This window comes from Pedobacter sp. (assembly GCF_041645105.1).
GTDB lineage: Bacteria > Bacteroidota > Bacteroidia > Sphingobacteriales > Sphingobacteriaceae > Pedobacter.
Genome location: NZ_JBAZQQ010000002.1, coordinates 617,958 through 640,121, shown reverse-complemented (window position 1 = coordinate 640,121; position 22,164 = coordinate 617,958). Strand labels below are relative to the sequence as shown.

Annotated in this window: 23 protein-coding genes; 12 read left to right on the top strand and 11 right to left on the bottom strand. The window is 36.6% G+C overall.

Translation table 11 applies throughout. The annotated features are described in order from the left end of the window. Positions 1-7: 7 nt before the first annotated feature. From prmA to mce, 6 genes are all read right to left on the bottom strand, one after another. Positions 8-847, bottom strand: a complete 840-nt coding sequence (gene prmA / locus WC623_RS09015; RefSeq protein ID WP_372850129.1) for a 50S ribosomal protein L11 methyltransferase — start codon at positions 845-847, stop codon at positions 8-10. Continuing rightward, positions 847-1,608, bottom strand: coding sequence for a triose-phosphate isomerase (gene tpiA, locus WC623_RS09010; protein ID WP_372850127.1), 762 nt, complete (start codon positions 1,606-1,608; stop codon positions 847-849). Before tpiA ends, prmA begins: the two co-directional genes overlap by 1 nt. Positions 1,609-1,666: 58 nt before the next feature. Continuing rightward, positions 1,667-2,842: a putative sugar nucleotidyl transferase gene (locus WC623_RS09005; RefSeq protein WP_372850125.1), complete on the bottom strand. Its 1,176-nt coding sequence runs from the start codon at positions 2,840-2,842 to the stop codon at positions 1,667-1,669. A gap of 70 nt (positions 2,843-2,912) precedes the next feature. After that, a complete protein-coding gene (locus WC623_RS09000; RefSeq protein WP_099437417.1) occupies positions 2,913-3,161 on the bottom strand; it encodes a type B 50S ribosomal protein L31 in 249 nt (82 codons plus the stop codon). A 93-nt stretch (positions 3,162-3,254) separates the two neighbouring features. Then, positions 3,255-3,542: a hypothetical protein gene (locus WC623_RS08995; protein WP_372850123.1), complete on the bottom strand. Its 288-nt coding sequence runs from the start codon at positions 3,540-3,542 to the stop codon at positions 3,255-3,257. 18 nt (positions 3,543-3,560) lie between these two features. Next, positions 3,561-3,962 (bottom strand): methylmalonyl-CoA epimerase, encoded by a 402-nt coding sequence (gene mce, locus WC623_RS08990; RefSeq protein WP_372850121.1) that lies wholly within the window; start codon positions 3,960-3,962, stop codon positions 3,561-3,563. 124 nt (positions 3,963-4,086) lie between these two features. On the opposite strand from mce, the gene WC623_RS08985 reads away from it, so the two are divergent. The 6 genes from WC623_RS08985 (at position 4,087) to WC623_RS08960 (ending at position 10,195) form a co-directional block, all read left to right on the top strand. After that, positions 4,087-5,298 (top strand): IscS subfamily cysteine desulfurase, encoded by a 1,212-nt coding sequence (locus tag WC623_RS08985; RefSeq protein WP_372850119.1) that lies wholly within the window; start codon positions 4,087-4,089, stop codon positions 5,296-5,298. 36 nt (positions 5,299-5,334) lie between these two features. Beyond that, positions 5,335-5,748 (top strand): Fe-S cluster assembly scaffold IscU, encoded by a 414-nt coding sequence (gene iscU / locus WC623_RS08980; RefSeq protein ID WP_372850117.1) that lies wholly within the window; start codon positions 5,335-5,337, stop codon positions 5,746-5,748. A gap of 18 nt (positions 5,749-5,766) precedes the next feature. Beyond that, the gene (locus WC623_RS08975; RefSeq protein WP_372850115.1) at positions 5,767-6,093 is read left to right on the top strand and encodes a HesB/IscA family protein; all 327 of its coding nucleotides are present in this window, start codon (positions 5,767-5,769) and stop codon (positions 6,091-6,093) included. A gap of 80 nt (positions 6,094-6,173) precedes the next feature. Beyond that, positions 6,174-8,087, top strand: a complete 1,914-nt coding sequence (locus WC623_RS08970; protein WP_372850113.1) for a long-chain fatty acid--CoA ligase — start codon at positions 6,174-6,176, stop codon at positions 8,085-8,087. An 85-nt stretch (positions 8,088-8,172) separates the two neighbouring features. Next, complete coding sequence (gene lysS / locus WC623_RS08965) at positions 8,173-9,894, top strand: lysine--tRNA ligase (RefSeq protein ID WP_372850111.1); 1,722 nt, start codon at positions 8,173-8,175, stop codon at positions 9,892-9,894. 85 nt (positions 9,895-9,979) lie between these two features. Beyond that, positions 9,980-10,195 carry a hypothetical protein gene (locus WC623_RS08960; RefSeq protein ID WP_349786337.1) on the top strand — a complete coding sequence of 72 codons (216 nt, stop codon included), beginning with the start codon at positions 9,980-9,982 and terminating at the stop codon, positions 10,193-10,195. A gap of 45 nt (positions 10,196-10,240) precedes the next feature. Here WC623_RS08960 and WC623_RS08955 read toward each other — a convergent pair whose 3' ends face one another. Then, on the bottom strand, positions 10,241-10,780 hold the full coding sequence (locus tag WC623_RS08955; RefSeq protein WP_372850109.1) for a DUF2892 domain-containing protein: 540 nt from the start codon (positions 10,778-10,780) through the stop codon (positions 10,241-10,243). Between the two features lie 154 nt (positions 10,781-10,934). Here WC623_RS08955 and ung point away from each other — a divergent pair, with 154 nt between their 5' ends. Continuing rightward, a complete protein-coding gene (ung, locus tag WC623_RS08950) occupies positions 10,935-11,612 on the top strand; it encodes a uracil-DNA glycosylase (protein WP_372850107.1) in 678 nt (225 codons plus the stop codon). A gap of 74 nt (positions 11,613-11,686) precedes the next feature. On the opposite strand, the gene WC623_RS08945 is transcribed toward ung, so the two are convergent. Further along, positions 11,687-12,157: an Lrp/AsnC family transcriptional regulator gene (locus WC623_RS08945; protein WP_372850105.1), complete on the bottom strand. Its 471-nt coding sequence runs from the start codon at positions 12,155-12,157 to the stop codon at positions 11,687-11,689. 138 nt (positions 12,158-12,295) lie between these two features. On the opposite strand from WC623_RS08945, the gene WC623_RS08940 reads away from it, so the two are divergent. From WC623_RS08940 to smpB, 3 genes are read left to right on the top strand one after another with little or no spacing between them, the layout of a single operon-like run. Then, positions 12,296-12,949 carry a metal-dependent transcriptional regulator gene (locus WC623_RS08940; RefSeq protein ID WP_372850103.1) on the top strand — a complete coding sequence of 218 codons (654 nt, stop codon included), beginning with the start codon at positions 12,296-12,298 and terminating at the stop codon, positions 12,947-12,949. A 1-nt stretch (position 12,950) separates the two neighbouring features. Next, the gene (locus WC623_RS08935) at positions 12,951-14,822 is read left to right on the top strand and encodes an Nramp family divalent metal transporter (protein WP_372850101.1); all 1,872 of its coding nucleotides are present in this window, start codon (positions 12,951-12,953) and stop codon (positions 14,820-14,822) included. A gap of 23 nt (positions 14,823-14,845) precedes the next feature. Beyond that, positions 14,846-15,295, top strand: a complete 450-nt coding sequence (smpB, locus tag WC623_RS08930; RefSeq protein WP_372850099.1) for an SsrA-binding protein SmpB — start codon at positions 14,846-14,848, stop codon at positions 15,293-15,295. A 5-nt stretch (positions 15,296-15,300) separates the two neighbouring features. Here smpB and WC623_RS08925 read toward each other — a convergent pair whose 3' ends face one another. The 3 genes from WC623_RS08925 to WC623_RS08915 all read right to left on the bottom strand — a co-directional run bounded on the left by WC623_RS08925 (position 15,301) and on the right by WC623_RS08915 (position 19,036). Further along, positions 15,301-15,957 carry a protein-L-isoaspartate(D-aspartate) O-methyltransferase gene (locus tag WC623_RS08925; RefSeq protein ID WP_372850097.1) on the bottom strand — a complete coding sequence of 219 codons (657 nt, stop codon included), beginning with the start codon at positions 15,955-15,957 and terminating at the stop codon, positions 15,301-15,303. A gap of 99 nt (positions 15,958-16,056) precedes the next feature. Next, positions 16,057-18,648, bottom strand: coding sequence for a primosomal protein N' (priA, locus tag WC623_RS08920; protein ID WP_372850095.1), 2,592 nt, complete (start codon positions 18,646-18,648; stop codon positions 16,057-16,059). Between the two features lies 1 nt (position 18,649). After that, entirely contained in the window at positions 18,650-19,036 is a 387-nt protein-coding gene (locus WC623_RS08915; protein WP_372850093.1) for a DUF423 domain-containing protein, read from the bottom strand. Between the two features lie 109 nt (positions 19,037-19,145). Between WC623_RS08915 and WC623_RS08910 the strand changes: the two genes are divergently transcribed. Next, on the top strand, positions 19,146-20,714 hold the full coding sequence (locus WC623_RS08910) for a hypothetical protein (protein ID WP_372850091.1): 1,569 nt from the start codon (positions 19,146-19,148) through the stop codon (positions 20,712-20,714). Positions 20,715-20,721: 7 nt separating this feature from the next. After that, a complete protein-coding gene (locus tag WC623_RS08905; protein WP_372850089.1) occupies positions 20,722-22,161 on the top strand; it encodes a DUF5723 family protein in 1,440 nt (479 codons plus the stop codon). Positions 22,162-22,164 lie beyond the last annotated feature (3 nt).

Sequence of the window (22,164 nt, the reverse complement as noted above, 5' to 3'; positions counted from 1 at the left end):
GTTCTAATTAATCTTTTATAAATGAAGCCGCAACCCATTCACCAATCTTTTTATGATTAACATATTTAATACCGAATGGCAAACAAGTTGCTTTAATCATATCCAGATCGGGAGATTCATAAAATCCACTGAAGAAAATCTGGCCACCCGATTTCAGCACGGTAGCATATACGGGAATCTGATCAATCAATATATTCCTGTTGATATTAGCGAGTATGATATCGAATTCTTTTGAGGGAATAGCTTCCTTTCCTCCACAAAATGCTTCCATGTTCGTTACACCATTTAACGCTGCATTCTCAACAGAGCTTTCATAGCAAACTTCGTCATTATCAATTGCAACAAGACTAGAAGCACCTTTCTTGGCAGCCAGGATAGCTAAAATAGCTGTCCCACACCCCATGTCAAGAATTTCCTTACCCTTTACCTCTGTTTCAAGAATATATTGCATCATCATTGTAGTTGTTTGATGATGCCCTGTCCCAAAGGCCATTTTAGGGTCGATCACAATTTCATAAGGATATGCGGGCTGCGCATCATGAAAGGTTGCCCGCACATAGCATTGATCATTAATAATCAAAGGCTCGAAATTCTTTTCCCACTCCTCATTCCAGTTCTTACCTTCAATTTCAGAAATAGCATAATTACATTCAAAATCATCCTCAAACTGCTTCAGTACATTTTTTAACTGATCTTCACTAAACGTGTTTAAATCAATAAATGCCAGAAATCCCCCATCTACTTCTTCAAAAGTATTAAAACCTATATCTCCAAGCTCAGCAATTAATAAATCCTGCTGATACTCCTCAATGGTATTAAACCTAAAAGTTACCTGTATATATTTCATTAAGAATTAAAAGCTTTAACGATATCTACAAAATCTCTTGATTTCAGAGATGCTCCACCAATCAAACCACCATCAATATCAGCCTGAGCAAAGAGCTCTGCAGCATTTTTAGGGTTACAGCTGCCGCCATATAAAATAGTTGTATCTTCTGCTATCTCACTGTTATATTTTGCTGCAATTTCTTTTCTAATAAAAGCATGTACTTCCTGAGCCTGATCAGAACTTGCTGTGAGACCAGTACCGATAGCCCATACTGGTTCATAAGCGATAACAACTTTCGCAAAATCTGCTGCACTTAAACCAAAAACACCTTGCTCCAATTGAGTTTTAAGTACATCAAAATAAGTTCCATTTTCTCTTTCTTCAAGTGTTTCACCAATACAGAAAATCGGAGAAAGTCCATTTTCCAATACTTTAACAGTTTTAGTCGCTAGCAACTCATTGCTTTCTGCAAAATACTGACGTCTTTCTGAGTGACCAATGATGACATACTCACAACCAACAGATTTAATCATTCCAGCAGAAATCTCGCCTGTAAAAGCACCATTGTCGTTTTGGTGACAGTTCTGAGCGCCTATCTTAACAACATCACCACCTAATTTAGCCAGGCTGTTTAAATGAATATATGGAGCGCAAATAATTGCGATCTGATCGCCTTTTTTTTCATCTCTTACCATATTTACAATTTCTGAAAATAAAGATATGCCGTTTGCATAGTCCAAATTCATTTTCCAATTTCCTGCAACTATTTTTTTTCTCATTACGTATTGTTATTATTTAGTAGGTTATATTTTCAATCTAAGTATAAATGTATTAAAACTAAAAAGGTCTGTAAATCTTAGTGATTTCAAAAATTGCCTGCAAGATAGCCTTTTCGGTACTATCAAAAGGTATGTTTCTGCGCTCATACACTTTTTCTGCAGTTTCAAACATTTTTTCGAGTTTATACACATCAAACCCCTGTGAACCACCCCAGGCAAAGTCTGGTATGAAATTGCGGGGAAAACCAGGGCCAAAAACATTAGCGCTCACACCAGCTACAGTACCGGTATTAAACATAGTATTGATACCACATTTTGCATGATCAGCCATAATTAAACCACAAAACTGCAGCCCCGTTTCCCGGAAACTTTCCATTTCATAGTCCCACAACTTCACATCAGCATAATTATTTTTAAGGTTTGAATTATTACTATCCGCTCCAATGTTACACCATTGTCCAACGACAGAATTACCAAGGTATCCCTCATGACCTTTAGAAGAGTAACCCCAGACAACCGCATTATTAATTTCTCCGCCTACACGACTAAAAGGTCCGATCGTAGTTTGGCCATAAATCTTGGCTCCCATTTTAACCTGAGAATCATGACATAGTGCAAATGATCCACGGATATGACACCCTTCCCAAACCTGAGAATTCTGACCAATATATATAGGTCCATTCAAGCTATTAAAAGTACAGCATTCAGCTCCAGCTCCTTCCTCTGCAAATATTTCATCACCCAGAAATGTATTGGTGCCACTTAATGCTACAGATGTTTTTCCTTTGGTTAATAAAGCAAAATCTTTTCTAAGCTCAGTATCATTATTTCTGAATATATCTTCAGGAACGGATATTCTTATAAAATCTCTAGTATATTCTTTTGCATCAAAGCGTTTATACAGCTCATTATGAAAAGCTTCAGTCAACATCAGCCTGCTGGCGATATGCATACCATTCTTTGTAAGTACCTCTCCTGTTTTAAGCGATAAAACAGCCTCAACTAATGCTTCATCCGGACAAACGGAACCGTTGATATAAAGTTCTGCATCATTTAATAAAGGAAATTTATCAGCTAAATAGGCCTGAGCGACAAAACCAGAATCTGCATTCAAATATTTCTGCCATTTTTCAGCAATCGTCAGAATTCCTACACGAAGATCTGCTACCGGCCTTGTAAAAGATAACGGCCTTAGAGCAAGCCAGGCCGCATCATCAAATAAATTGATTATCATAAGCTACAAAAATAAAAAAAGTCCCGAAGCATCAGCATCGGGACTCAAATAAATTCTTATTTCTATATAATTACTTTTTAGCGTAACGAGTTTTGAATTTATCGATACGACCAGCAGTATCAACCAATTTCATTTTACCAGTGTAAAAAGGGTGAGATGTGTGTGAAATCTCTAATTTATATAAAGGATACTCATTACCATCTTCCCATTGGATAGTTTCTTTAGTATCTACACAAGATTTAGTTAAAAAAGAATACTCGTTTGACATATCTTTAAACACTACAAATCTATAGTTTGATGGATGCAGATCTTTTTTCATAATATTTTATATACTTAATACTTATTTGTCGCTTATTTTTAAGGATGCAAATATCAGTAATTTATTTTTCAATATCAAGTATGTGTGGAAAAATTATCTGCTATACTTTTTTCTAGTTTCAATTTTTTGCTTTTGTCTACTTAGATAAGCATCAGCAATCACTTCTGCAGAAGGCAAATCAGAATTACTGATCAACAGCTTTTTTAACTTTTCTTCATCTACATCAGTGCGATAAAGAATATTCATCATTTTTGAGATATTATTATCTAACAGATAAGCAAACGCCTCAATTAAGCGTAACCTCAACATATCTTCAGTCAGCATTTCTTCAACCTCAAAATCTGTACTGATCATCTTACTTAAAGATTTAAAATCTTCCATTTATATTTAATCGTTTATCTATCTGATCTCCTGACACAACTCTACCAACACCCCATTCGTTCCCTTTGGATGTACAAAACAAACAAGCTTATTATCAGCTCCCAACTTAGGAACTTCGTTTAATAATACAAACCCTTCTGCTTTTAATCGTTCCATTTCCAATACAATGTCATCAACGTCAAAAGCGACATGATGGATCCCCTCTCCTCTTTTTTCAAGAAATTTAGCAATTGGGCTATCAGATGTGGTGGCACTGAGCAACTCAATCTTATTTATTCCTGATTTGAAAAATGCCGTATTTACACCCTCCGAAGCCACTTCCTCCTTTTTATAACATGTAGTTCCGAGTAGCTTTTCGTAGAGATTACAGGAATTATCCATATCCTTTACCGCAATACCTATATGCTCTATCTTATTCATATTTGTCTATAACGTTAAAAAAATGTAAAAATGCATGTTTTCCATATACCATCATAGGCATTTCTATCATTGTTGGCAATCTTTTTTTGTATCTTTGTATATTAATAAGAACAAATATATTATAATGGAACTTCCTATTTACTTAGATAATAACGCAACTACGCCTCTTGATCCAAGAGTACTGGAAGCGATGTTGCCCTATTTCACGAACAAATTTGGTAATGCTGCAAGCCGTAATCATGCATTCGGATGGGTTGCTGAAGAAGGTGTTGACTATGCACGTGAACAAGCCGCAAAACTAATTGGCTGTACTGAAAAAGAAATTATTTTCACTTCAGGCGCTACAGAAGCTGATAACTTAGGTATTAAAGGTGTGTTTGAAATGTATCAGGAGAAAGGTAATCATATTATTACCGCTACTACTGAACATAAAGCTGTTTTAGACACTTGCAAACACCTTGAAAAATTAGGTGCAAAAGTTACTTATCTAAAAGTAAAAGAGGATGGTCTAATCGATCTGCAGGAGCTTGAAGCTGCCATGACAGAGCAAACTATCCTGGTAACCATCATGTATGGAAATAACGAAATTGGTGTAGTTCAGCCAGTTAAAGAAATATCAGCAATTGCACATAAATATGGCGCATTGTTTATGACTGATGCTACACAGGCAGTAGGTAAAATACCTGTAGATGTAAATGCAGATGGCATAGATTTAATGGCTTTCTCTGCACACAAAATGTATGGCCCCAAAGGCGTTGGTGTACTTTATGTACGTCGTAAAAACCCAAGGGTTAAAGTTACTGCACAAATTGATGGTGGCGGTCATGAGCGTGGCATGCGTTCTGGTACATTAAACGTACCGGGTATTGTTGGTTTAGGTAAAGCATGTGAACTTTGTCGTTTAGAAATGGACGCTGAAGCGAAACGTCTTTCTGCTTTAAGAGACAAGCTGGAATCAGCTTTAAGTGAAATGGAAGAAAGTTACGTAAATGGAAACAAAGAACATAGGTTACCACATGTATCAAACATCTCATTTAAATATGTAGAAGGTGAAGGATTAATGATGGCAATGAAAGACCTTGCGGTTTCTTCAGGTTCAGCATGTACCTCTGCTTCATTAGAACCTTCTTATGTGTTGAAAAGCTTAGGCCTTTCAGATGATTTAGCACACTCTTCAATCCGTTTCGGACTTGGTCGTTTCACTACAGAAGAAGAAATTGACTATGCAATTGAAAACACTAAAAAAGCTGTTAACCATTTAAGAGATCTTTCTCCACTTTGGGAAATGTTTAAAGATGGTATTGATCTGAGCAAAATTGAGTGGGCAGAACACTAGAGAGAATCAATAAGATAGAAATTTAAAAATATTAATATGGCCTATTCGGAAAAATTAATGGAACACTATACCAACCCAAGAAACGTTGGTACTTTAAATAAGGATAGCAAATCTGTAGGTACTGGATTAGTTGGTGCACCTGAGTGTGGCGACGTAATGCGTTTGCAGATTGAAGTAGATGAAAACAACCTGATTACTGATGCTAAATTTAAAACATTTGGTTGCGGTTCAGCAATTGCTTCTTCTTCTTTAGCTACAGAATGGTTAAAAGGTAAAAGTATTGATGAAGCTTTAACAATTGACAACATGGATATTGTAGAAGAATTAGCTTTACCACCAGTAAAAATTCACTGCTCAGTATTAGCAGAAGATGCAATTAAATCAGCAATCAATGATTACCGTGTTAAAAATGGCATGGAACCAATTGAATTGCCTAAGTCGCATCACTAGTATTTAGATATTAAAAAAATGATCACAATCACTGATAAAGCAAAAAGCAAAATCGACCAGTTAATGGAAGAGGCTCAAATGGATACTACCTATTTCTTGCGTGTATCTGTTAAAGGAGGGGGATGTTCAGGATTATCATATAACCTGGACTTTGATAATGAAGAGAAGACAGGCGATCAGTTTTTTGAAGATAGAGGTATCAGAATAGCATTAGACATGAAATCCTTCCTTTATCTGGCAGGAACTGAACTAGACTTTTCTGATGGTTTAAATGGAAAAGGATTCAATTTTAACAATCCCAATGCAAGTCGCTCTTGCGGTTGTGGAGAGAGTTTTTCTGTTTAAAATACAATTATTATATTTGCATAGGCCGGTACAGTTCAATCTGTACCGGCCTATTTTTATAAATAACCAAATCCTTATCTATGGAATTATTTAACGAGCATTCTACCATTCCAACTTTATTGCGAAATGTAGTAGCCAATATCCATAAACCTGAAGAAACATTCCTTATCCACAAGAAGGACAAAGAATGGGAAGAGATCTCCTATCAACATACATTGGACTGTGCCGATGCTATATCTGCATTTTTCTTAGCACGTGATATCAAAAAAGGTGATAGAATGGGACTCATAATAGAGAACTCTCCAGAGTATGTTTATTATGACCAGGGTATTCAGCAAATTGGGGCGATTAATGTTTCCATATACCCTACTCTTTCTGAACATGAGATCACTTATATCGTGAATGATTCAGGTATGAGGGCCATTCTAATTGGCAATACTTTTTTATATAAGAAGATCTTAAAGATAGCACCCAACTGTAAAAAGTTAGAATACATTATCCCCGCATTTCCAGATTATCAGAAATTAAATGTTCCTGATGATTTACATTCAAAGATCATCAGTTATGATGAAATATTAGCTGGGGCTGGCCAAACACCACAATCGGATTTGGATAAAATTGATCTTTTGCGTAGTAAAGTACTACCTGCCGACACATCTTCGCTTATCTATACTTCAGGCACTACGGGAATACCAAAGGGTGTAATGCTATCGCACAGCAACTTTGTCGAAAATGTAAAAGTTTGTTTGCAGCAAATTCCGGTGATTGATGAAACAGAAACATTTCTTTCTTTTTTACCGCTATCTCACGTATTTGAACGCACGGCCACTTATCATGTTTGCTGCGCCCAGGGTTGTAAGATCGCTTTTGCACAGAGCCTTGAGCTACTGGCAAAAAACATGGGAGAAATTAAACCTACTGTAATGAGCTGTGTACCCAGGCTACTGGAAAAAATACACGACAAAGCCATTAAAAGTGGGACAGCTGGCGGAGGCTTAAAAGCCAAAATCTTTTTATGGGCATTAGACGCAGGCCAGAACTACAGAAGAAAAAAAGAAGCAGGCAAAAGCCCTGGTCTTTTCCTCTCTACAGAAAAAATGCTTGCCGAAAAACTGGTATTCAGTAAGATTAAAGAGAAAACAGGTGGACGACTAAAATTCATGATTTCTGGTGGTGCTGCCCTACCCAAAAATGTTGGTGAATTTTTCGGCAACCTGGGTATCAAAATTCTAGAAGGCTTTGGCTTGACAGAAACATCACCTGTAATGGCTGTTACTGAATTCCATAGACAAGTTTATGGAACCGTTGGCCGCGTAATCCCAGGTATTGAGATAGGTATTCAAGATATAGAAACTAAAAAGATCATCAGTATCCAAACACACGAATCTTTTCAAGAGAATTTTGAATGTGAAGAAGGAGAAATTATTGTTAGAGGGCATTGTGTAATGCAGGGGTATTTTAACAAACCTGCAGAAACTGCTGAGGCTATTGATAAAGATAACTGGTTCCACACAGGAGATATTGGTCGCTTTTTTAAAGGAAATTTACAGATTACCGATCGATTAAAAAATATGATCGTGAATGCTTATGGTAAGAATGTATATCCCACTCCTGTTGAAAGCATCTATATGAAAAGTCTGAAGATAGATCAGATCTTTTTGATTGGTGATAAGCGCGAATACCTAACTGCCATTGTGATCCCAAATAAAGAAAATCTTCAGGAAGCCTTCAATCTACCTGAATCATTTTTTCAAAAAACAGAAATTTTTATAACTGAAAAAGAAATCACTGACTGGATAGGACAAGATCTAAGGAAACTCTCCGGAGAACTGGCCAAATTTGAACGGATTAAAAACTTTAAAGTTAAAAGGAATCCTTTTAGTATTGAAGAAGGTGAAATTACACCTACCTTAAAGGCAAAACGAAGAGTCATTGAAAAAAAATATGCTGACGTGATTAACGAAATGTATACAGAACCAGTAGATGCAGATTAAACCTAAAAAATAAATCCTATTTTTGCCTAATTTTAAAATTAACAATAAATCAGCTATTGGGCTTTATGCCTGATACCAAAAATATATGAGTACAGGACTATCAGAATTAGAAGTATTGCGCCGTAATTCGCTAAACCAATTACGTGAGCTTGGAATCAATCCATACCCTGCTGAAGCATTTGAAATAAACGCTAATGCAGCAGATATTTTAGCAAACTACGAACGCGATAAAACTGCCTATAAGAACATCAGTTTAGCCGGCAGGATCATGAGCCGACGCATTATGGGGAGTGCTTCTTTTGTAGAACTACAGGATTCAACAGGCAGGATTCAGGTATATCTGAAAAGAGATGACCTTTGTCCGGATGAAGATAAAACCCTATACAATACAGTATTTAAAAAGCTGATGGATCTGGGCGACTTTATAGGGATTAAAGGTTATGTGTTTACGACACAAACTGGCGAGATCTCTGTTCACGTTACAGAATTGACCTTATTGTCTAAAGCATTAAAACCACTTCCAGTAGTAAAACGCGATGAAGATGGTAATATATATGATGGCTTTACTGATCCGGAATTGCGTTACAGACAACGTTATGTTGATTTAACCGTTAATCCTGGTTTCAAACAAATCTTCATCAACCGATCTAAAGTAATCAATACCATGCGTAATTACTTTAATGATCAGGGATGGATGGAAGTAGAGACACCTATCCTGCAGCCTATCCACGGTGGTGCAGCTGCACGTCCTTTTGAAACGCATCACAATACACTAGATATGCCACTTTATCTGCGTATAGCTAATGAATTGTATTTAAAAAGATTGATCGTTGCTGGTTTTGACGGAGTATACGAATTCGGCAAAATGTTCAGAAATGAAGGGATGGACAGAACGCACAATCCAGAATACACTGCTATGGAAATCTATGTAGCTTATAAAGACTACATCTGGATGATGGGTATGGTAGAGGAATGCCTGGAAAAAGTAGCTTTAGCCATTCATGGTACGCCAATTGTAAAAGTTGGCGATCATGAGATCAACTTTGAAGGTCCGTACGAAAAACTGACTATGTATGAATCGATTCAGAAATATACTGGTATTGATGTATCTGCCATGGCAGAAGCAGAATTAAAAGCTACCTGCAAAAGCCTGAATATAGAGATTGACGATACCATGGGCAGAGGTAAACTGATCGATGAAATTTTCAGCGAGAAAGTTGAAGCTAATCTGATCCAGCCTACATACATAACAGATTATCCGATTGAAATGACCCCCCTTGCTAAGAAGCACAGAAGCAAAGATGGTTTAGTAGAAAGGTTTGAACTGTTTGTAATGGGCAAAGAAATTGGTAATGCTTATTCAGAATTAAATGATCCGATTGATCAGCGTGAACGCTTTGAGGATCAGCTGAAGCTTGCCGATAGAGGTGACGATGAAGCAATGGCTATGGATGACGATTTTGTTCGTTCATTGGAATATGGTATGCCTCCTACATCTGGTTTAGGTGTTGGGATTGACCGTTTGGTGATGTTGATGACTGATCAGTCTACCATACAGGAAGTACTGTTCTTCCCTCAGATGAGACCAGAGAAGAAAGCTAAGGTGACTACAGATGAAGATTTTGTAGCTGCTGGTGTTCCTGCTGACTGGGTTCAGGTAATCCGTAAAATGGGAATCAACACCATTGAAGAGCTAAAGTCTGCTAATCCGAATAAAGTGTTTAATGACCTTGGTGGAATGCGTAAAAAGATGAAACTTGAATTAGCGATGCCATCTAAAGACGATGTTATGACCTGGTTCGCTTAACATAAAGTTAACAAAAGCTTAAAGGCTTGCTACAATAAATGTAGCAAGCCTTTTTTACTTTTATGGAGATTTAAAAATAGAAATTATGAACAGTTCAAGTTTAGAAATAACAGACAACGAATACTGCATTAAATTGAGCAGAGAAGCTTTTGATTTAACCCTGATTCGTCAACTAATTACCCGTATTCAATCGGAACAAAAATTCTTCAGTAGAAAAAAAGATGACCTGGATGATGACATCATCAGTAAAACAGCTTATGCAGATCGCAACGAAAACTACGACAGATTGAGTGAAAAATAAAAGGCCACATTTGCATGTGGCCTTTGGTCGTTTATAAAGGTTTAACTACCTATATCTTACTTGTTGCTGCCTGTCTAACATCCCCAACTGATCTTTCATTTGTTTAATCTGATCTGCAAGCAACTTATTCTTATCCGCTTTCTTCGCTTCAGACAAATACATTGTCGCCTCGCGTTTATTTCTTTTAGCCATTGCAATCCCGGCCAGACTTAACTTTGCCAATGCAATGTTATGATCCATATTCATTCCTAAAGAAAGAGATTTCTTAAAGAACTTCTCTGATTGCATAGGTGCCTTTCTCGATTCAATTAAACCAATCAAAAGGTTGTAATAACCGTGCTGACCTCTAATCAGTTGTTTTTCATAATTGGTTATTCTATTAAGGTAAGCTTCTGCTTTACCCATGTTATCTTTTCTTAAAAACCACTGGGCCAATAGCATATTCTCATTAAAGAAAAATGTAACGAAAATAAAAATGCTTATAAAAACGGCGAGTACACCCCAACCCCAGAAACTAAAAAACATAAGGGCAATAGCACCACCCAACACTGCAAAACCTAAAATAAGACGAACTACATTTGGCATATTATATTGTATTTATTTTTTTGCAAATATCGTGTTTAAATACCAATAATCAGATTTAATTTATAATTTCAACGAAAAAAAGAAATAACAGCTAAAGCAATCTGCACTGTTAAAATCATTTTGTTATAATCTTTATAAATTCAATACAATACTAATGTCTGTTTCAATAGAAGAAAGCTGGTTAAAGGTCTTAAATGAAGAATTCGAAAAACCCTATATGAAATCTCTCAAAGCTTTTTTGCAAGAAGAAAAACAAAAAGGTCATACCATTTATCCGAAAAGCGCTGACACCTTTAATGCCCTGAATCATACTCCTTTTGATAAAGTTAAAGTAGTGATTTTAGGCCAGGACCCTTATCATGGAACGGGACAGGCACATGGCTTATCATTTTCTGTACAAAAGGGAATAACTGTGCCACCATCACTAAAAAACATATATAAAGAATTGGCTACCGATATCCCTGGCTTTACTCTTCCAACACATGGCAACCTAACACAATGGGCAGATGAAGGAGTCCTACTGCTAAATGCAACATTAACAGTAAGAGCACAGGAGGCTGGCTCACATCAAAAAAGAGGTTGGGAGACTTTTACAGATAAAATTATCACTGAACTATCCGAAAAAAGAACAGGTCTTGTATTTTTATTATGGGGCAGGTACGCACAGAATAAAGCAGCATTAATAGACCAGAATAAACATACGATTATTACTTCAGCACACCCCTCTCCCTTCTCTGCATATAATGGATTCCTGGGAAGCAGACCTTTTTCAAAAGCAAACGAAATTTTGATCAAGCAAGGACAAAGCCCTATTAACTGGCAAATTAGCTAACATTAAATTCAGCATCAAATAAAAACGCCTGATCATAAATTTGTATGATCAGGCGCTCCTTAAAAATCTTAGTGTTAGTATTCCAAAGGAACAATCGGTTCTTTCTTGGTAGTTGACATGATCATCATTGTCTGAAAAGTTTTTACCACAGAAATTTTGCTGATCTTATCCATAATCAAACGCTCATAAGACTTAATGTCACTCACATAAACTTTCAATAGAAAATCTGCCTGACCAGTAACATGATGGCATTCTGTAATCTCTTTAATCTGATTTACTTCATCTAAAAAGATCTGAATGGTATTGTTCTTATGAAAATCGAGTTGAACCTGAATAAAAGTTTTGATACCCAATCCTAGTTTTTCTTCGTCAACAAGAGCATGATAACTCTTAATAAAACCAGAAACTTCAAGCTTCCTGACTCTTTCTAAAGTTGGTGCCGGTGAAAGTCCAATCTCCTGGGATAATAGCAAGTTCGTCATCCTCCCATTCTCCTGTAACAATTTAAGAATTCTAAAATCCGTTTTATCTAGTTCTGTCGCCATTATTATAATAAGTATCTCCAAAGATAGAATAAGAATACATTATGTGCCAAATTTTATTCTAAAAAAAAACCAATTATTTATAGTTTATTTCTTCTATTATTTTTAGATTTGTCTAAACATATAGTTAGGCAAACAAAAATGCAATCATTCACAGAAGAGAACTACCTGAAAATCATATACCATTTGTCTCAAAACAATATCGGTGCTATCCAAACCAACGCTATTGCAGAAAAAATGCAAACTAAAGCTGCCTCTGTAACTGATATGATAAAAAAGCTGGCAGATAAGCAATTGATCAACTATAAAAAATACCAGGGAGTAACCTTAACCCCATCTGGAAAATCAGCTGCTATTAATATTGTAAGGAAACACCGACTATGGGAAGTTTTTCTGGTAGAAAAACTAAATTTTAAATGGGATCAGGTCCATGATATCGCAGAAGATCTGGAGCACATTCAATCTACAGAACTCGTTGAAAAGCTTGATGAATTTTTAGGCTTTCCTAAAAGCGATCCTCATGGCGACCCAATTCCTGATAAAAACGGACAATTCGATACCATTCCTTTTACCAAACTTAATAAGCTTCGGACAAGCGAGCATGGCTTAATAATGGGTGTTAGTGAACATTCCTCAAACTTCTTAAAACATCTGGAGAAGTTGGGGTTAACTCTGGGAAAGAAGATTGCCATTACAGACATTAATGATTTTGACGGTTCTGTAGAACTGGTTGTGGAACAGAAAAAAATAAGTGTTAGCCGAGAAGTAGCCAAACACATCCTTATTAAAATATAATATGAACTCCGAACATAAAGCTCCCGAATCCTTAAGTGAAGTTCACCAAAGTGTAGATACGCACAAACGCACTGGTTGGCGTCGTATTCTTTCCTTTTTAGGCCCTGCTTACCTGGTCAGCGTAGGGTATATGGATCCTGGAAACTGGGCAACCGACCTTGCAGGTGGTAGTAAATTTGGTTATCAGCTCATTTGGGTATTGCTCATGTCAAACCTCATAGCACTTCTGCTGCAATCACTTAGTGCACGTTTAGGAATTGTCAGAGGGTTAGATCTTGCACAGGCTTCAAGAAATGGCTATCCAAAATGGGTAAATATACCACTGTTTATGTTAGCGCAAACCGCCATTGTAGCTTGTGATCTTGCAGAAATTATTGGAATGGCTATAGGCTTAAATCTTTTATTTGGCCTTCCACTCATTTGGGGTATCAGCATTACCATTTTCGATACTGTCTTGCTTCTTTTCTTACTCAACAAAGGAATGCGAAAAATGGAAGCCTTCATTGTCTCGATGGTGTTTATTGTAGGTGTATCATTTCTCGCAGAAATGTTTATTGTTGAACCTGTTCTTAAAGATGTTATTGCTGGATTTGAACCATCAATGTTATCAGGGGAAGCACTTTATATTGCCATTGGAATCATTGGGGCGACGGTGATGCCTCATAACCTATATCTGCATTCTTCATTGGTACAGACCCGTAAATTTAACAGGGATGAGAAAGGCATTAAAGAAGCGATAAAGTTCAATTTCATCGATACTGCTGTAGCCTTAAACCTCGCTTTCTTTGTGAATGCAGCTATTTTAATTCTTGCCGCAGCTGCATTTTACACCAATGGTCACCATGAAATAGCCGAAATACAAGATGCACATAAGCTGCTTCAAAATATATTCGGTAATGTTGCACCTGCTCTTTTCGCCATCGCATTAATAGCAGCAGGGCAAAGCTCTACCATCACAGGCACACTGGCCGGACAAATTGTAATGGAGGGGCACTTAAAGCTTCGTATCCAGCCCTGGTTGCGCCGTTTAATCACTCGTCTATTAGCTATTATCCCGGCATTTTTCACCATCTTATGGTATGGAGATGATGCGCTGGGCGGATTATTAATATTAAGTCAGGTTGTATTGAGTTTGCAACTCGGATTCGCTGTAATTCCCTTGATACACTTTACATCCGACAAAAAAGCAATGAAAGGATTTGCCATCAAGACCTGGGTAAAAGTACTTGCCTGGTCCGCCTCAATCATCATTGTGACACTAAATGTAAAACTTGTAGTAGAAGAAATTAAGATATGGGGAGCTGAGGGGGAATGGTATGTTTATGCTATTATAATCCCTTTAGCAATACTCATCGGTTTACTACTTCTATATGTTTTTATCTATCCACTTATCAGTCGTTTGAAACGCGAAAGCAATAACGTACCCCATGGCAAAGCTTTAGATATTGAAAATGTAGAAAAGATCAATTATACACGTATCGGCATTACAGTTGACTTCTCTAAAAATGACCGTAATACCATCCGACACGCACTCATTCAAGGAGGTAAGCATGCTCACTATTATCTCATACATGTAGTAGAAACTGCTGCTGCAAATTATTATGGAGAGTCGGCTTTAGATTATGAAACACAAAGTGACACAGAAAATCTGCAGAAGTATTGTGACAACCTTTCTGAACTTGGATATAAAGCCAGTCCCCACATTGGATATGGGGGAACTGTAAAAGCTATAGTTGCGATAAGTAAAGAAACAGACATTCAATTATTGGTAATGGGGGCTCATGGTCATAAAGGTCTAAAAGACCTTATATTAGGCACTACAGTCAATTCGGTACGTCATAAAGTATCTATTCCTGTACTTATTGTAAGATAAAATTGAGATATTAGCAGCTTCTTATGAAGAATGACATTCAAATAAAAAATAAAAGGGCTTATTTCGATTACCACATTATTGATAAATACAATGCGGGACTAGCCTTACTGGGTACTGAAATTAAAGCAATAAGACAAGGTAAAGCCAATATGACAGATGCTTTCTGTATGTTTATTGGCAATACTCTATACGTGCGAAATCTGCATATTTCGGAATATAGTCATAGTTCTTTTCACCACCACGAAATTAAGCGCGACCGTGTTCTTCTACTTCATAAAAAAGAACTAAAAAAGCTTAAAGTAAAAAGTGAAGAAAAGGGTTATACAATTGTCCCATTACGCATATTTACCAATGAGAGAGGTTTTGCAAAAATAGAAATTGCATTAGCACAAGGTAAAAAAGAGTTCGACAAAAGAGACAGTATTAAAGAAAGAGAATCAAAAAGAGAACTGGATCGTGCAATGAAAGTTTAGTAGGTTTACCAGGCTTGGTCACCTACTAATGGTACAAATCTAAAAGTATCCAATTCGATTCTTTCATAATCCGTTTCACTTACACGGATCACTGTAACCATTTTCTGAGAGTGCTCATCACCTACAGGAATGACCAATATCCCACCAACTTTAAGTTGTTTCAGTAAGATTTCTGGCACAAATGGCGCACCCGCTGTAACAATAATCTTATCATATGGAGCATGATCAGCAATACCTTTAGACCCATCTCCGAAAAAGAAATGCGCATTATACCCCATCCCAGGTAAAACCCTGATGGTATGACGGTATATACTTTCCTGACGTTCTATAGTATAAACATTGGCACCCAGTTCCATTAAAACACAAGTCTGGTAGCCCGATCCTGTCCCGATTTCTAAAACTTTATCGCCTTTTTTTATATGTAGCAATTCGCTTTGATAAGCAACAGTATAGGGCTGAGAAATAGTTTGTCCATCCCCAATCGGGAATGCAATATCCTTATAAGCCTGGTTCCAGAAAGTTTCATCGAAAAAGAAATGCCTCGGAACTTTCCCTATTGCTTTCAACACCTTTTTGTCAGCTATCCCTCTTGATTCAAGATGAACCACCAAACGCTTCCTTGCCCCCTGCTCTCTGTAATTGTCAACAAACTTATATGCCATTTCACCTCAAATATCGCTTTTTGAAATAAATAATTCAATCTTTTTCGGGCTAAATGCATTAATAAAGGCTAATCGACACAGGATCAATCCCAATAAAATCTAGTAAGGATCTACGTCTACCTGAATGTTTACAGCACGGAAATCTTTTTCCGATTGAAACTGCAAAATTGTTTCCTTAAGGATAGATTTAACTTTTTGAATAGAGCTCTCCTTATCAGCTTTAATGATGACCTGTTTTATATAATAATTTCTGATTCGACTAACCATTGGTTGTTCAGGACCTAACACCCTGCGTCCCAGTTGTCCTCTTAATACCGTAGCAAAACGTTGTGCAGCCACATTTAAAAGGTCCTGATCTTTATGTTTAATATTGATAAATATCATCCTGGTAAAAGGCGGATAAAGAAACTGCCTGCGCTCTGTAAGTTCATCATTATACATCTCCAGATACTTATTATCGATCACCTGCCGAATGATACGGTGCTGATCATCATAAGCCTGAATTATAACCTTCCCTTGTTTATCTCTTCTTCCAGCCCTGCCAGCTACTTGAGCAAGCAATTGATAACTACGTTCAAATGCTCTAAAATCAGGGTAATTGAACAGTGTATCAGCATTAATAACACCAATCAGTGTCACATTATCAAAATCGAGTCCTTTCGCTACCATTTGTGTACCAATCAGAATATCGGTTTTCTTATCCTGGAAATCAGTAATAATCTGCATTAAGCCATTTTTGGTACGCGTACTATCCACGTCAAGTCTTGCAATTTTGGCTTCTGGAAAAATAAGGCTTAGCTCTTCTTCTACCCGTTCTGTGCCAAAACCTTTCTGTTCAATATGTACAGAACCGCAAGCCGGACAAATATTGATACTACTTTGATGGTAACCACAATAATGACAATGCAATTTGCCACTTGTTTTATGATAAGTTAAAGAGACATCACAACTCACACACTTCGGTGCATAACCACAAGTTGCGCAAATCAGAATTGTAGCATAACCGCGACGATTTTGAAACAAAATCACTTGCTCCTTTTGCTCCATGGTATAAGCAATTTCATCAATAAGCTTACTTGAAAAATAAGAAACCATTTTCTTCTTCTTCGTTTCCTCAGAAATGCTAACCACCTCGTGTAACGGTAGCTCAACCCCACCGAAACGTTCGTTCATAGTCACCAGTCCATATTTGTTGTTTACTGCATTGTAATAACTTTCTATGGATGGGGTTGCAGAACCAAGAACTGCCTTAGCTTGATGTAAATGAGCAAGCAAAACTGCAACATCACGTGCCTGATATCTTGGTGAAGGCTCTTGTTGCTTATAAGAGGATTCGTGCTCTTCATCTACAACTATTAGCTTAAGTTCTTTAAAAGGCAGGAATACAGCTGATCTGGCACCAAGTACCACCCTATATTTTCCATTCAAAACCTTATTCCAGATTTCTACCCTTTCATTATTATTAAATTTAGAATGATATACACCAATTGCATCACCAAAATAGCGTTGTATACGCTGGACAATCTGGGTAGTTAACGCAATTTCTGGAAGCAGGAACAATACCTGTCCGCCTTTTTCTATTGCCTTTTCGATGAGCTTAATATAGACCTGTGTTTTTCCAGAAGCTGTAATCCCATGTAATAAAACCACATCCTTTTCTTCAAAACCAGCCTCAATCTGAGCCAGAGCTTTATTCTGAACCTCACTCAACTCAAAATTAAGAATAAAATCGTCCTCGTTTTCCTTTAACCGGCTTACCGGACGTTTTACCACCTTAAATATTTCCTTATCCTGCAAGGCTTTAAAAGCCGCCTGTCCACAGTCACTCTCTTCTAACAGTTGTTGTTTCGGAATCAGATCCTGTTGTCTATAAAGCTTAATAAAAGTCAGCAGGGCATTTAATTGTTTCGGAGCTCTTTCCAGAATAGAAAACAGTTCTTTCAGATGCTCTTCCTCCTGATAAAAAGGATTTAGCGACACGAAAGATTTAAGCAAAGGTTTATACTTCTCTACTACTTCTTCAGCTATATAAATCAGTCCTTTTTCTATTAAGGAATTGATGATGGGATATACTGTTTTTTGGCCAAGTAATACCGATACTTCATCGATAGTTAATCGCTTTTGACTGTTTAAAGCGGTAATAAGCGCAGCTTCTTTTTCAGTTAAAACCTCTTCAGATTCTTCAGTTTCAGAATCATTATCCTCTTTAAGTACTATAATAGTTTCACTAGCCAGTTTTAGCCCAGTGGGCAACGCAGCCGACATTACATCGCCTTCATTGCAGAGGTAATAGTTGGTCATCCAATCCCATAACTGCAATTGCTGAGGGGTAATAATCGGATGTTCATCTACTACATCAATAATATATTTTGCCTGATAATGTTCAGGAGCAGTCTGGCTAATGCTTTTAATAAGTGCAGTATAGATTTTGTTCTTACCAAATTGTACAACTACCCGCTTACCTACTTCCGTTTGTTCATTTAATTCAAACGGCACCCTGTACATATAGTTCTTGGCAAGCGATAAAGGTAAAATCACTTCTACAAAAAGCGTTTCCCGCTCTTTAAAAAGCTCGGTAGAATACTTTTCAGCATTTTCTTGTGTTCCAAAAAGCCCACCAAAACGTTCTCCTGAGAGTTCCCCAAAGTTCTCCTCAGAACCTTCTCCAATATCCAACGGCCCAGAACTCATTTTACTTACGTTTAGAAGCAGCAATGAACAACAAAGCCCAGCCAAGTATAAAACACAATCCACCTATTGGTGTAATCGGACCTATATAACTAAGAAAACCAATATTTAAAATCTCTCTTGTTGCCAATAAATACAATGAACCTGAGAACAAGATAATCCCTGTTGTAAAGAAAATGTAAGACCACTTTATCAGCTTATCATTATCGGTTGCAAACTGCGAAAGGAACAACAAGGCAAAAGTATGATAGAATTGATATTCAACCCCTTTGGCCCAAATTTCTACTGCACCAGAACTCAAAACATTCTTTAAGCTATGTGCACCAAAGGCACCAAATATAACGGCAATAGCACCGCACAATGAAGCGGTTAAGATAATTCGTCTGCTCATGATAGATCGGCTTTAATATAACAAAATTAACAAAATACAGGCATTTCCCCAGTAAACACCAGTATTAAATTAAATAGTCAAACTATTCAGTTAAATTTGTAAAGAACACATGAAAAAGATTGCAATTATTATTGGCTTATTGCTTATAGCTATTGTAGCTATGGCCTATTTATATTTTTCCAGACTAAATGCAGACCGCAATACCAGCGACATAAGTTTGCATGCTGCCACTTCTAGCTCAGGACTCATCTTTTCTTTTGAAAATGAAAAAGGAATCACTGATATACTAAAAGAGCAACCTCTCTTTAGTGAAATTCTGGGAGAGGAAAAATACAAACAATTATCTTCGATCAAAAAACATCTTCTGACATTGCCAATGGTAAATCAGGAAATAACAAATCAATATATATACATAGGATTTATCCCGAGCAATAAGCAGAAAATGGATTTCATCTGTTTTACTCAAATACATAATCCAACTTATGGACATCAAATAATTAACGCAATTAAAGCAGGCGGGACCAATATAGAACCTTTGAAAAGCCTGAACAAATTAACTTTGACTGATAGTACTGTTTGCTACCTAAGCATTAAAGATAATCTGGTTATACTTTCCAACTCATCAGAGCAAGTCAGTGCTTACCTTGCCAAACCAAAAGACAAAACCAATGAATTTGCCGATTTTATCAATACCAATAATAAAATCAATAAAAATAGTCTGGCCCAACTATATATAAACTTTAACAAACTACCGGGAGTATTGAAAAATATAGTTGATGGAAAACTTAATGGTGAGCTCTCTGTTTTTAACAAGCAAAATGCGTTTGCGACATTAACATACAATTATAGTAAAGATAAATTACTCCTCACCGGAACAACTATTGCCAATGATCAAAGTAACTATTACAACCTTTTCTCTGATCAGGAAGCTCAAAAAACCAGTATACAAAATATGCTTCCGGCAAACACTTCTTCATATACCATATTTGCAATAGATAACTATTCAGAATGGCAAAAAAAACTCAGAACATGGATGAACAACATACATGATAAGAAGTCTTCAGAGCTTATCCAGGAAATCAACACTAAATACCACCTCAATCTGGACGAAATTATTCCTAAATATTTTAAAAACCAGATAATGACTTTCCAATTGAGTACCTCAGAAAAAATTGGAGCCATCAATTTGATTAATGGAGATAAACTGTCGCAACTTTTTATAGACCTGAGCAATGATTACGATGATGACATAAAAGTATTAAAAGAAGAAGGAATACTTTATGCCTACTTCGGACTACCCTTTGAAAATTTTAAAAAGCCGTATTATATTATATTTGACAACTATATGGTATTTGCCAATCACGCCTCAACTCTAAAAGCCTTTTTAAATAATTATGACAATAATAAATTATTGATCAATACACCTAATTATATCAGTGCAGCCAACCAACTTCCCGGTAATTCGAGTATTAGCTTTTATCTCGACCATAACAACTCAAATGAGATCATCAGGAAGAATGTTTATTTGCCATACTACAAACATATACAGTCTGAAGAAGGATTAAAAAACTATGATTCTTTTACCTACCAGCTAAACGCTGACAAAGGTAAGTTTCAAACCAATATATTACTTAACAAACAGCCTCAGGTTTTACAAAAAGATTCTTTAGCTTTATAGCACCTCTATGACTAAAAAGCATCTTGTATTAACATTATTATGCTGTTGTTTGTCTCCATTTTTATGGGCACAGCAGTACGGACTATTTAATACCAGAACCCACTTTGATGGGTTTGAAAACCCAGCGCAGAAAACTTTTGTTTTAGATTCATCCCGGAAATTTGCTTCCAACTTTCTCTTGCCTAATTTAGGCATCAACGTAGCTAACAAAGGAAATTCTGATTTCATCAGAAAACTGATCAATGAAGGAAAGTACAACATGAAAGACCTTCCTTTAAGGGCTGCTGAAATTAATGCAGTATATCAGAACTCAAATATATACCTGCTCACTTTCAGAATATTTCAGTCTTATAAATTTCAAAAGGAAATGGGCTTTGCCTGGCAGGTACGTACTGATGCTCATGTAAACTATACCAATGAGACACTGGCAATGTTAGATGATTACAAAAGATTCCAGCCTTATGAAAACGAAGACTTTACAAATGCATTCAACAATAAAGGATATGCGCAGTCATACCATCAATTCAGTTTTACTTATCGCGAGAACTATAACAAGAGGCTAGCTTTTGGCGCAAAGATCAGCTTACTAAGTGGCATCACCTATAATAAATTAAATATTGTTGAATCTTACTTCAACCCCGGTTCATCAACAAGCCCACTCAGAGCAGCACTCAATGGAACGTACAAAGCAAGCTTTCTAGAAAAAGAAGAGATATCAAGGAAAGATGCAATACCTACTTTTAAAAATCCCGGTCTTTCTTTTAGTCTGGGTACAAGTTACACCTCAAAAAGTGGTGTATTCCTGATGGCTAATTTAAAAGACCTGGGCTTCATTAAATGGGCAAAAAGCTCGTATTACAATGAATTTAATAACATAAATGATCCTTTGATTATTAACGACCCACAGGCAAGCGCTTCCTCTATTGAAAGACAAATTACCAGGATTGCAACAGATAATGAAACACATAAAAGTTTCCTTAGTCCAACCAATGCGAAAATTGATTTTATGGTTTCAAAATCATTTAGCTTTAGTCATCCTTTCTCTTACACACCAGGTATTATTGTTTCTAAAAATTTGTTCTATAAAGGTGGTGATGCTGCCTTGGTAAATAAATTAAAATACAATAGTATAGCTTTAAGTGCTATTCCAACGTACAATTTCAGTGGCCTGTTTTTAATGGGTTTACAAGGTTTATATCAAACGCCAAACTTCGAACTGTTTTTTGGTTCAGACAACTTGTTTAAAACCGTTACACAAATTAATGGTATTATTAAACAAGACCAAACCATAGGCAGTGGCTACAATGGGGCTTCATTTTACATGGGTATAGGTATAAAATTTGGAAACACCGTTAACCACCCTCAAAACAGTAGCTACATGCCCGGTATAGGTGATGAAGGAACTAGCTTTTTTAAGCGTATTTTTGGAGGTTCAAAAAAGAGATAGGGA

Coding starts and splice junctions, on each gene's coding strand:
- prmA (WP_372850129.1), bottom strand. CDS start 847: ATGAAATATATACAGGTAACTTTTAGGTTTAATACCATTGAGGAGTAT.
- tpiA (WP_372850127.1), bottom strand. CDS start 1,608: ATGAGAAAAAAAATAGTTGCAGGAAATTGGAAAATGAATTTGGACTAT.
- WC623_RS09005 (WP_372850125.1), bottom strand. CDS start 2,842: ATGATAATCAATTTATTTGATGATGCGGCCTGGCTTGCTCTAAGGCCG.
- WC623_RS09000 (WP_099437417.1), bottom strand. CDS start 3,161: ATGAAAAAAGATCTGCATCCATCAAACTATAGATTTGTAGTGTTTAAA.
- WC623_RS08995 (WP_372850123.1), bottom strand. CDS start 3,542: ATGGAAGATTTTAAATCTTTAAGTAAGATGATCAGTACAGATTTTGAG.
- mce (WP_372850121.1), bottom strand. CDS start 3,962: ATGAATAAGATAGAGCATATAGGTATTGCGGTAAAGGATATGGATAAT.
- WC623_RS08985 (WP_372850119.1), top strand. CDS start 4,087: ATGGAACTTCCTATTTACTTAGATAATAACGCAACTACGCCTCTTGAT.
- iscU (WP_372850117.1), top strand. CDS start 5,335: ATGGCCTATTCGGAAAAATTAATGGAACACTATACCAACCCAAGAAAC.
- WC623_RS08975 (WP_372850115.1), top strand. CDS start 5,767: ATGATCACAATCACTGATAAAGCAAAAAGCAAAATCGACCAGTTAATG.
- WC623_RS08970 (WP_372850113.1), top strand. CDS start 6,174: ATGGAATTATTTAACGAGCATTCTACCATTCCAACTTTATTGCGAAAT.
- lysS (WP_372850111.1), top strand. CDS start 8,173: ATGAGTACAGGACTATCAGAATTAGAAGTATTGCGCCGTAATTCGCTA.
- WC623_RS08960 (WP_349786337.1), top strand. CDS start 9,980: ATGAACAGTTCAAGTTTAGAAATAACAGACAACGAATACTGCATTAAA.
- WC623_RS08955 (WP_372850109.1), bottom strand. CDS start 10,780: ATGCCAAATGTAGTTCGTCTTATTTTAGGTTTTGCAGTGTTGGGTGGT.
- ung (WP_372850107.1), top strand. CDS start 10,935: ATGTCTGTTTCAATAGAAGAAAGCTGGTTAAAGGTCTTAAATGAAGAA.
- WC623_RS08945 (WP_372850105.1), bottom strand. CDS start 12,157: ATGGCGACAGAACTAGATAAAACGGATTTTAGAATTCTTAAATTGTTA.
- WC623_RS08940 (WP_372850103.1), top strand. CDS start 12,296: ATGCAATCATTCACAGAAGAGAACTACCTGAAAATCATATACCATTTG.
- WC623_RS08935 (WP_372850101.1), top strand. CDS start 12,951: ATGAACTCCGAACATAAAGCTCCCGAATCCTTAAGTGAAGTTCACCAA.
- smpB (WP_372850099.1), top strand. CDS start 14,846: ATGAAGAATGACATTCAAATAAAAAATAAAAGGGCTTATTTCGATTAC.
- WC623_RS08925 (WP_372850097.1), bottom strand. CDS start 15,957: ATGGCATATAAGTTTGTTGACAATTACAGAGAGCAGGGGGCAAGGAAG.
- priA (WP_372850095.1), bottom strand. CDS start 18,648: ATGAGTTCTGGGCCGTTGGATATTGGAGAAGGTTCTGAGGAGAACTTT.
- WC623_RS08915 (WP_372850093.1), bottom strand. CDS start 19,036: ATGAGCAGACGAATTATCTTAACCGCTTCATTGTGCGGTGCTATTGCC.
- WC623_RS08910 (WP_372850091.1), top strand. CDS start 19,146: ATGAAAAAGATTGCAATTATTATTGGCTTATTGCTTATAGCTATTGTA.
- WC623_RS08905 (WP_372850089.1), top strand. CDS start 20,722: ATGACTAAAAAGCATCTTGTATTAACATTATTATGCTGTTGTTTGTCT.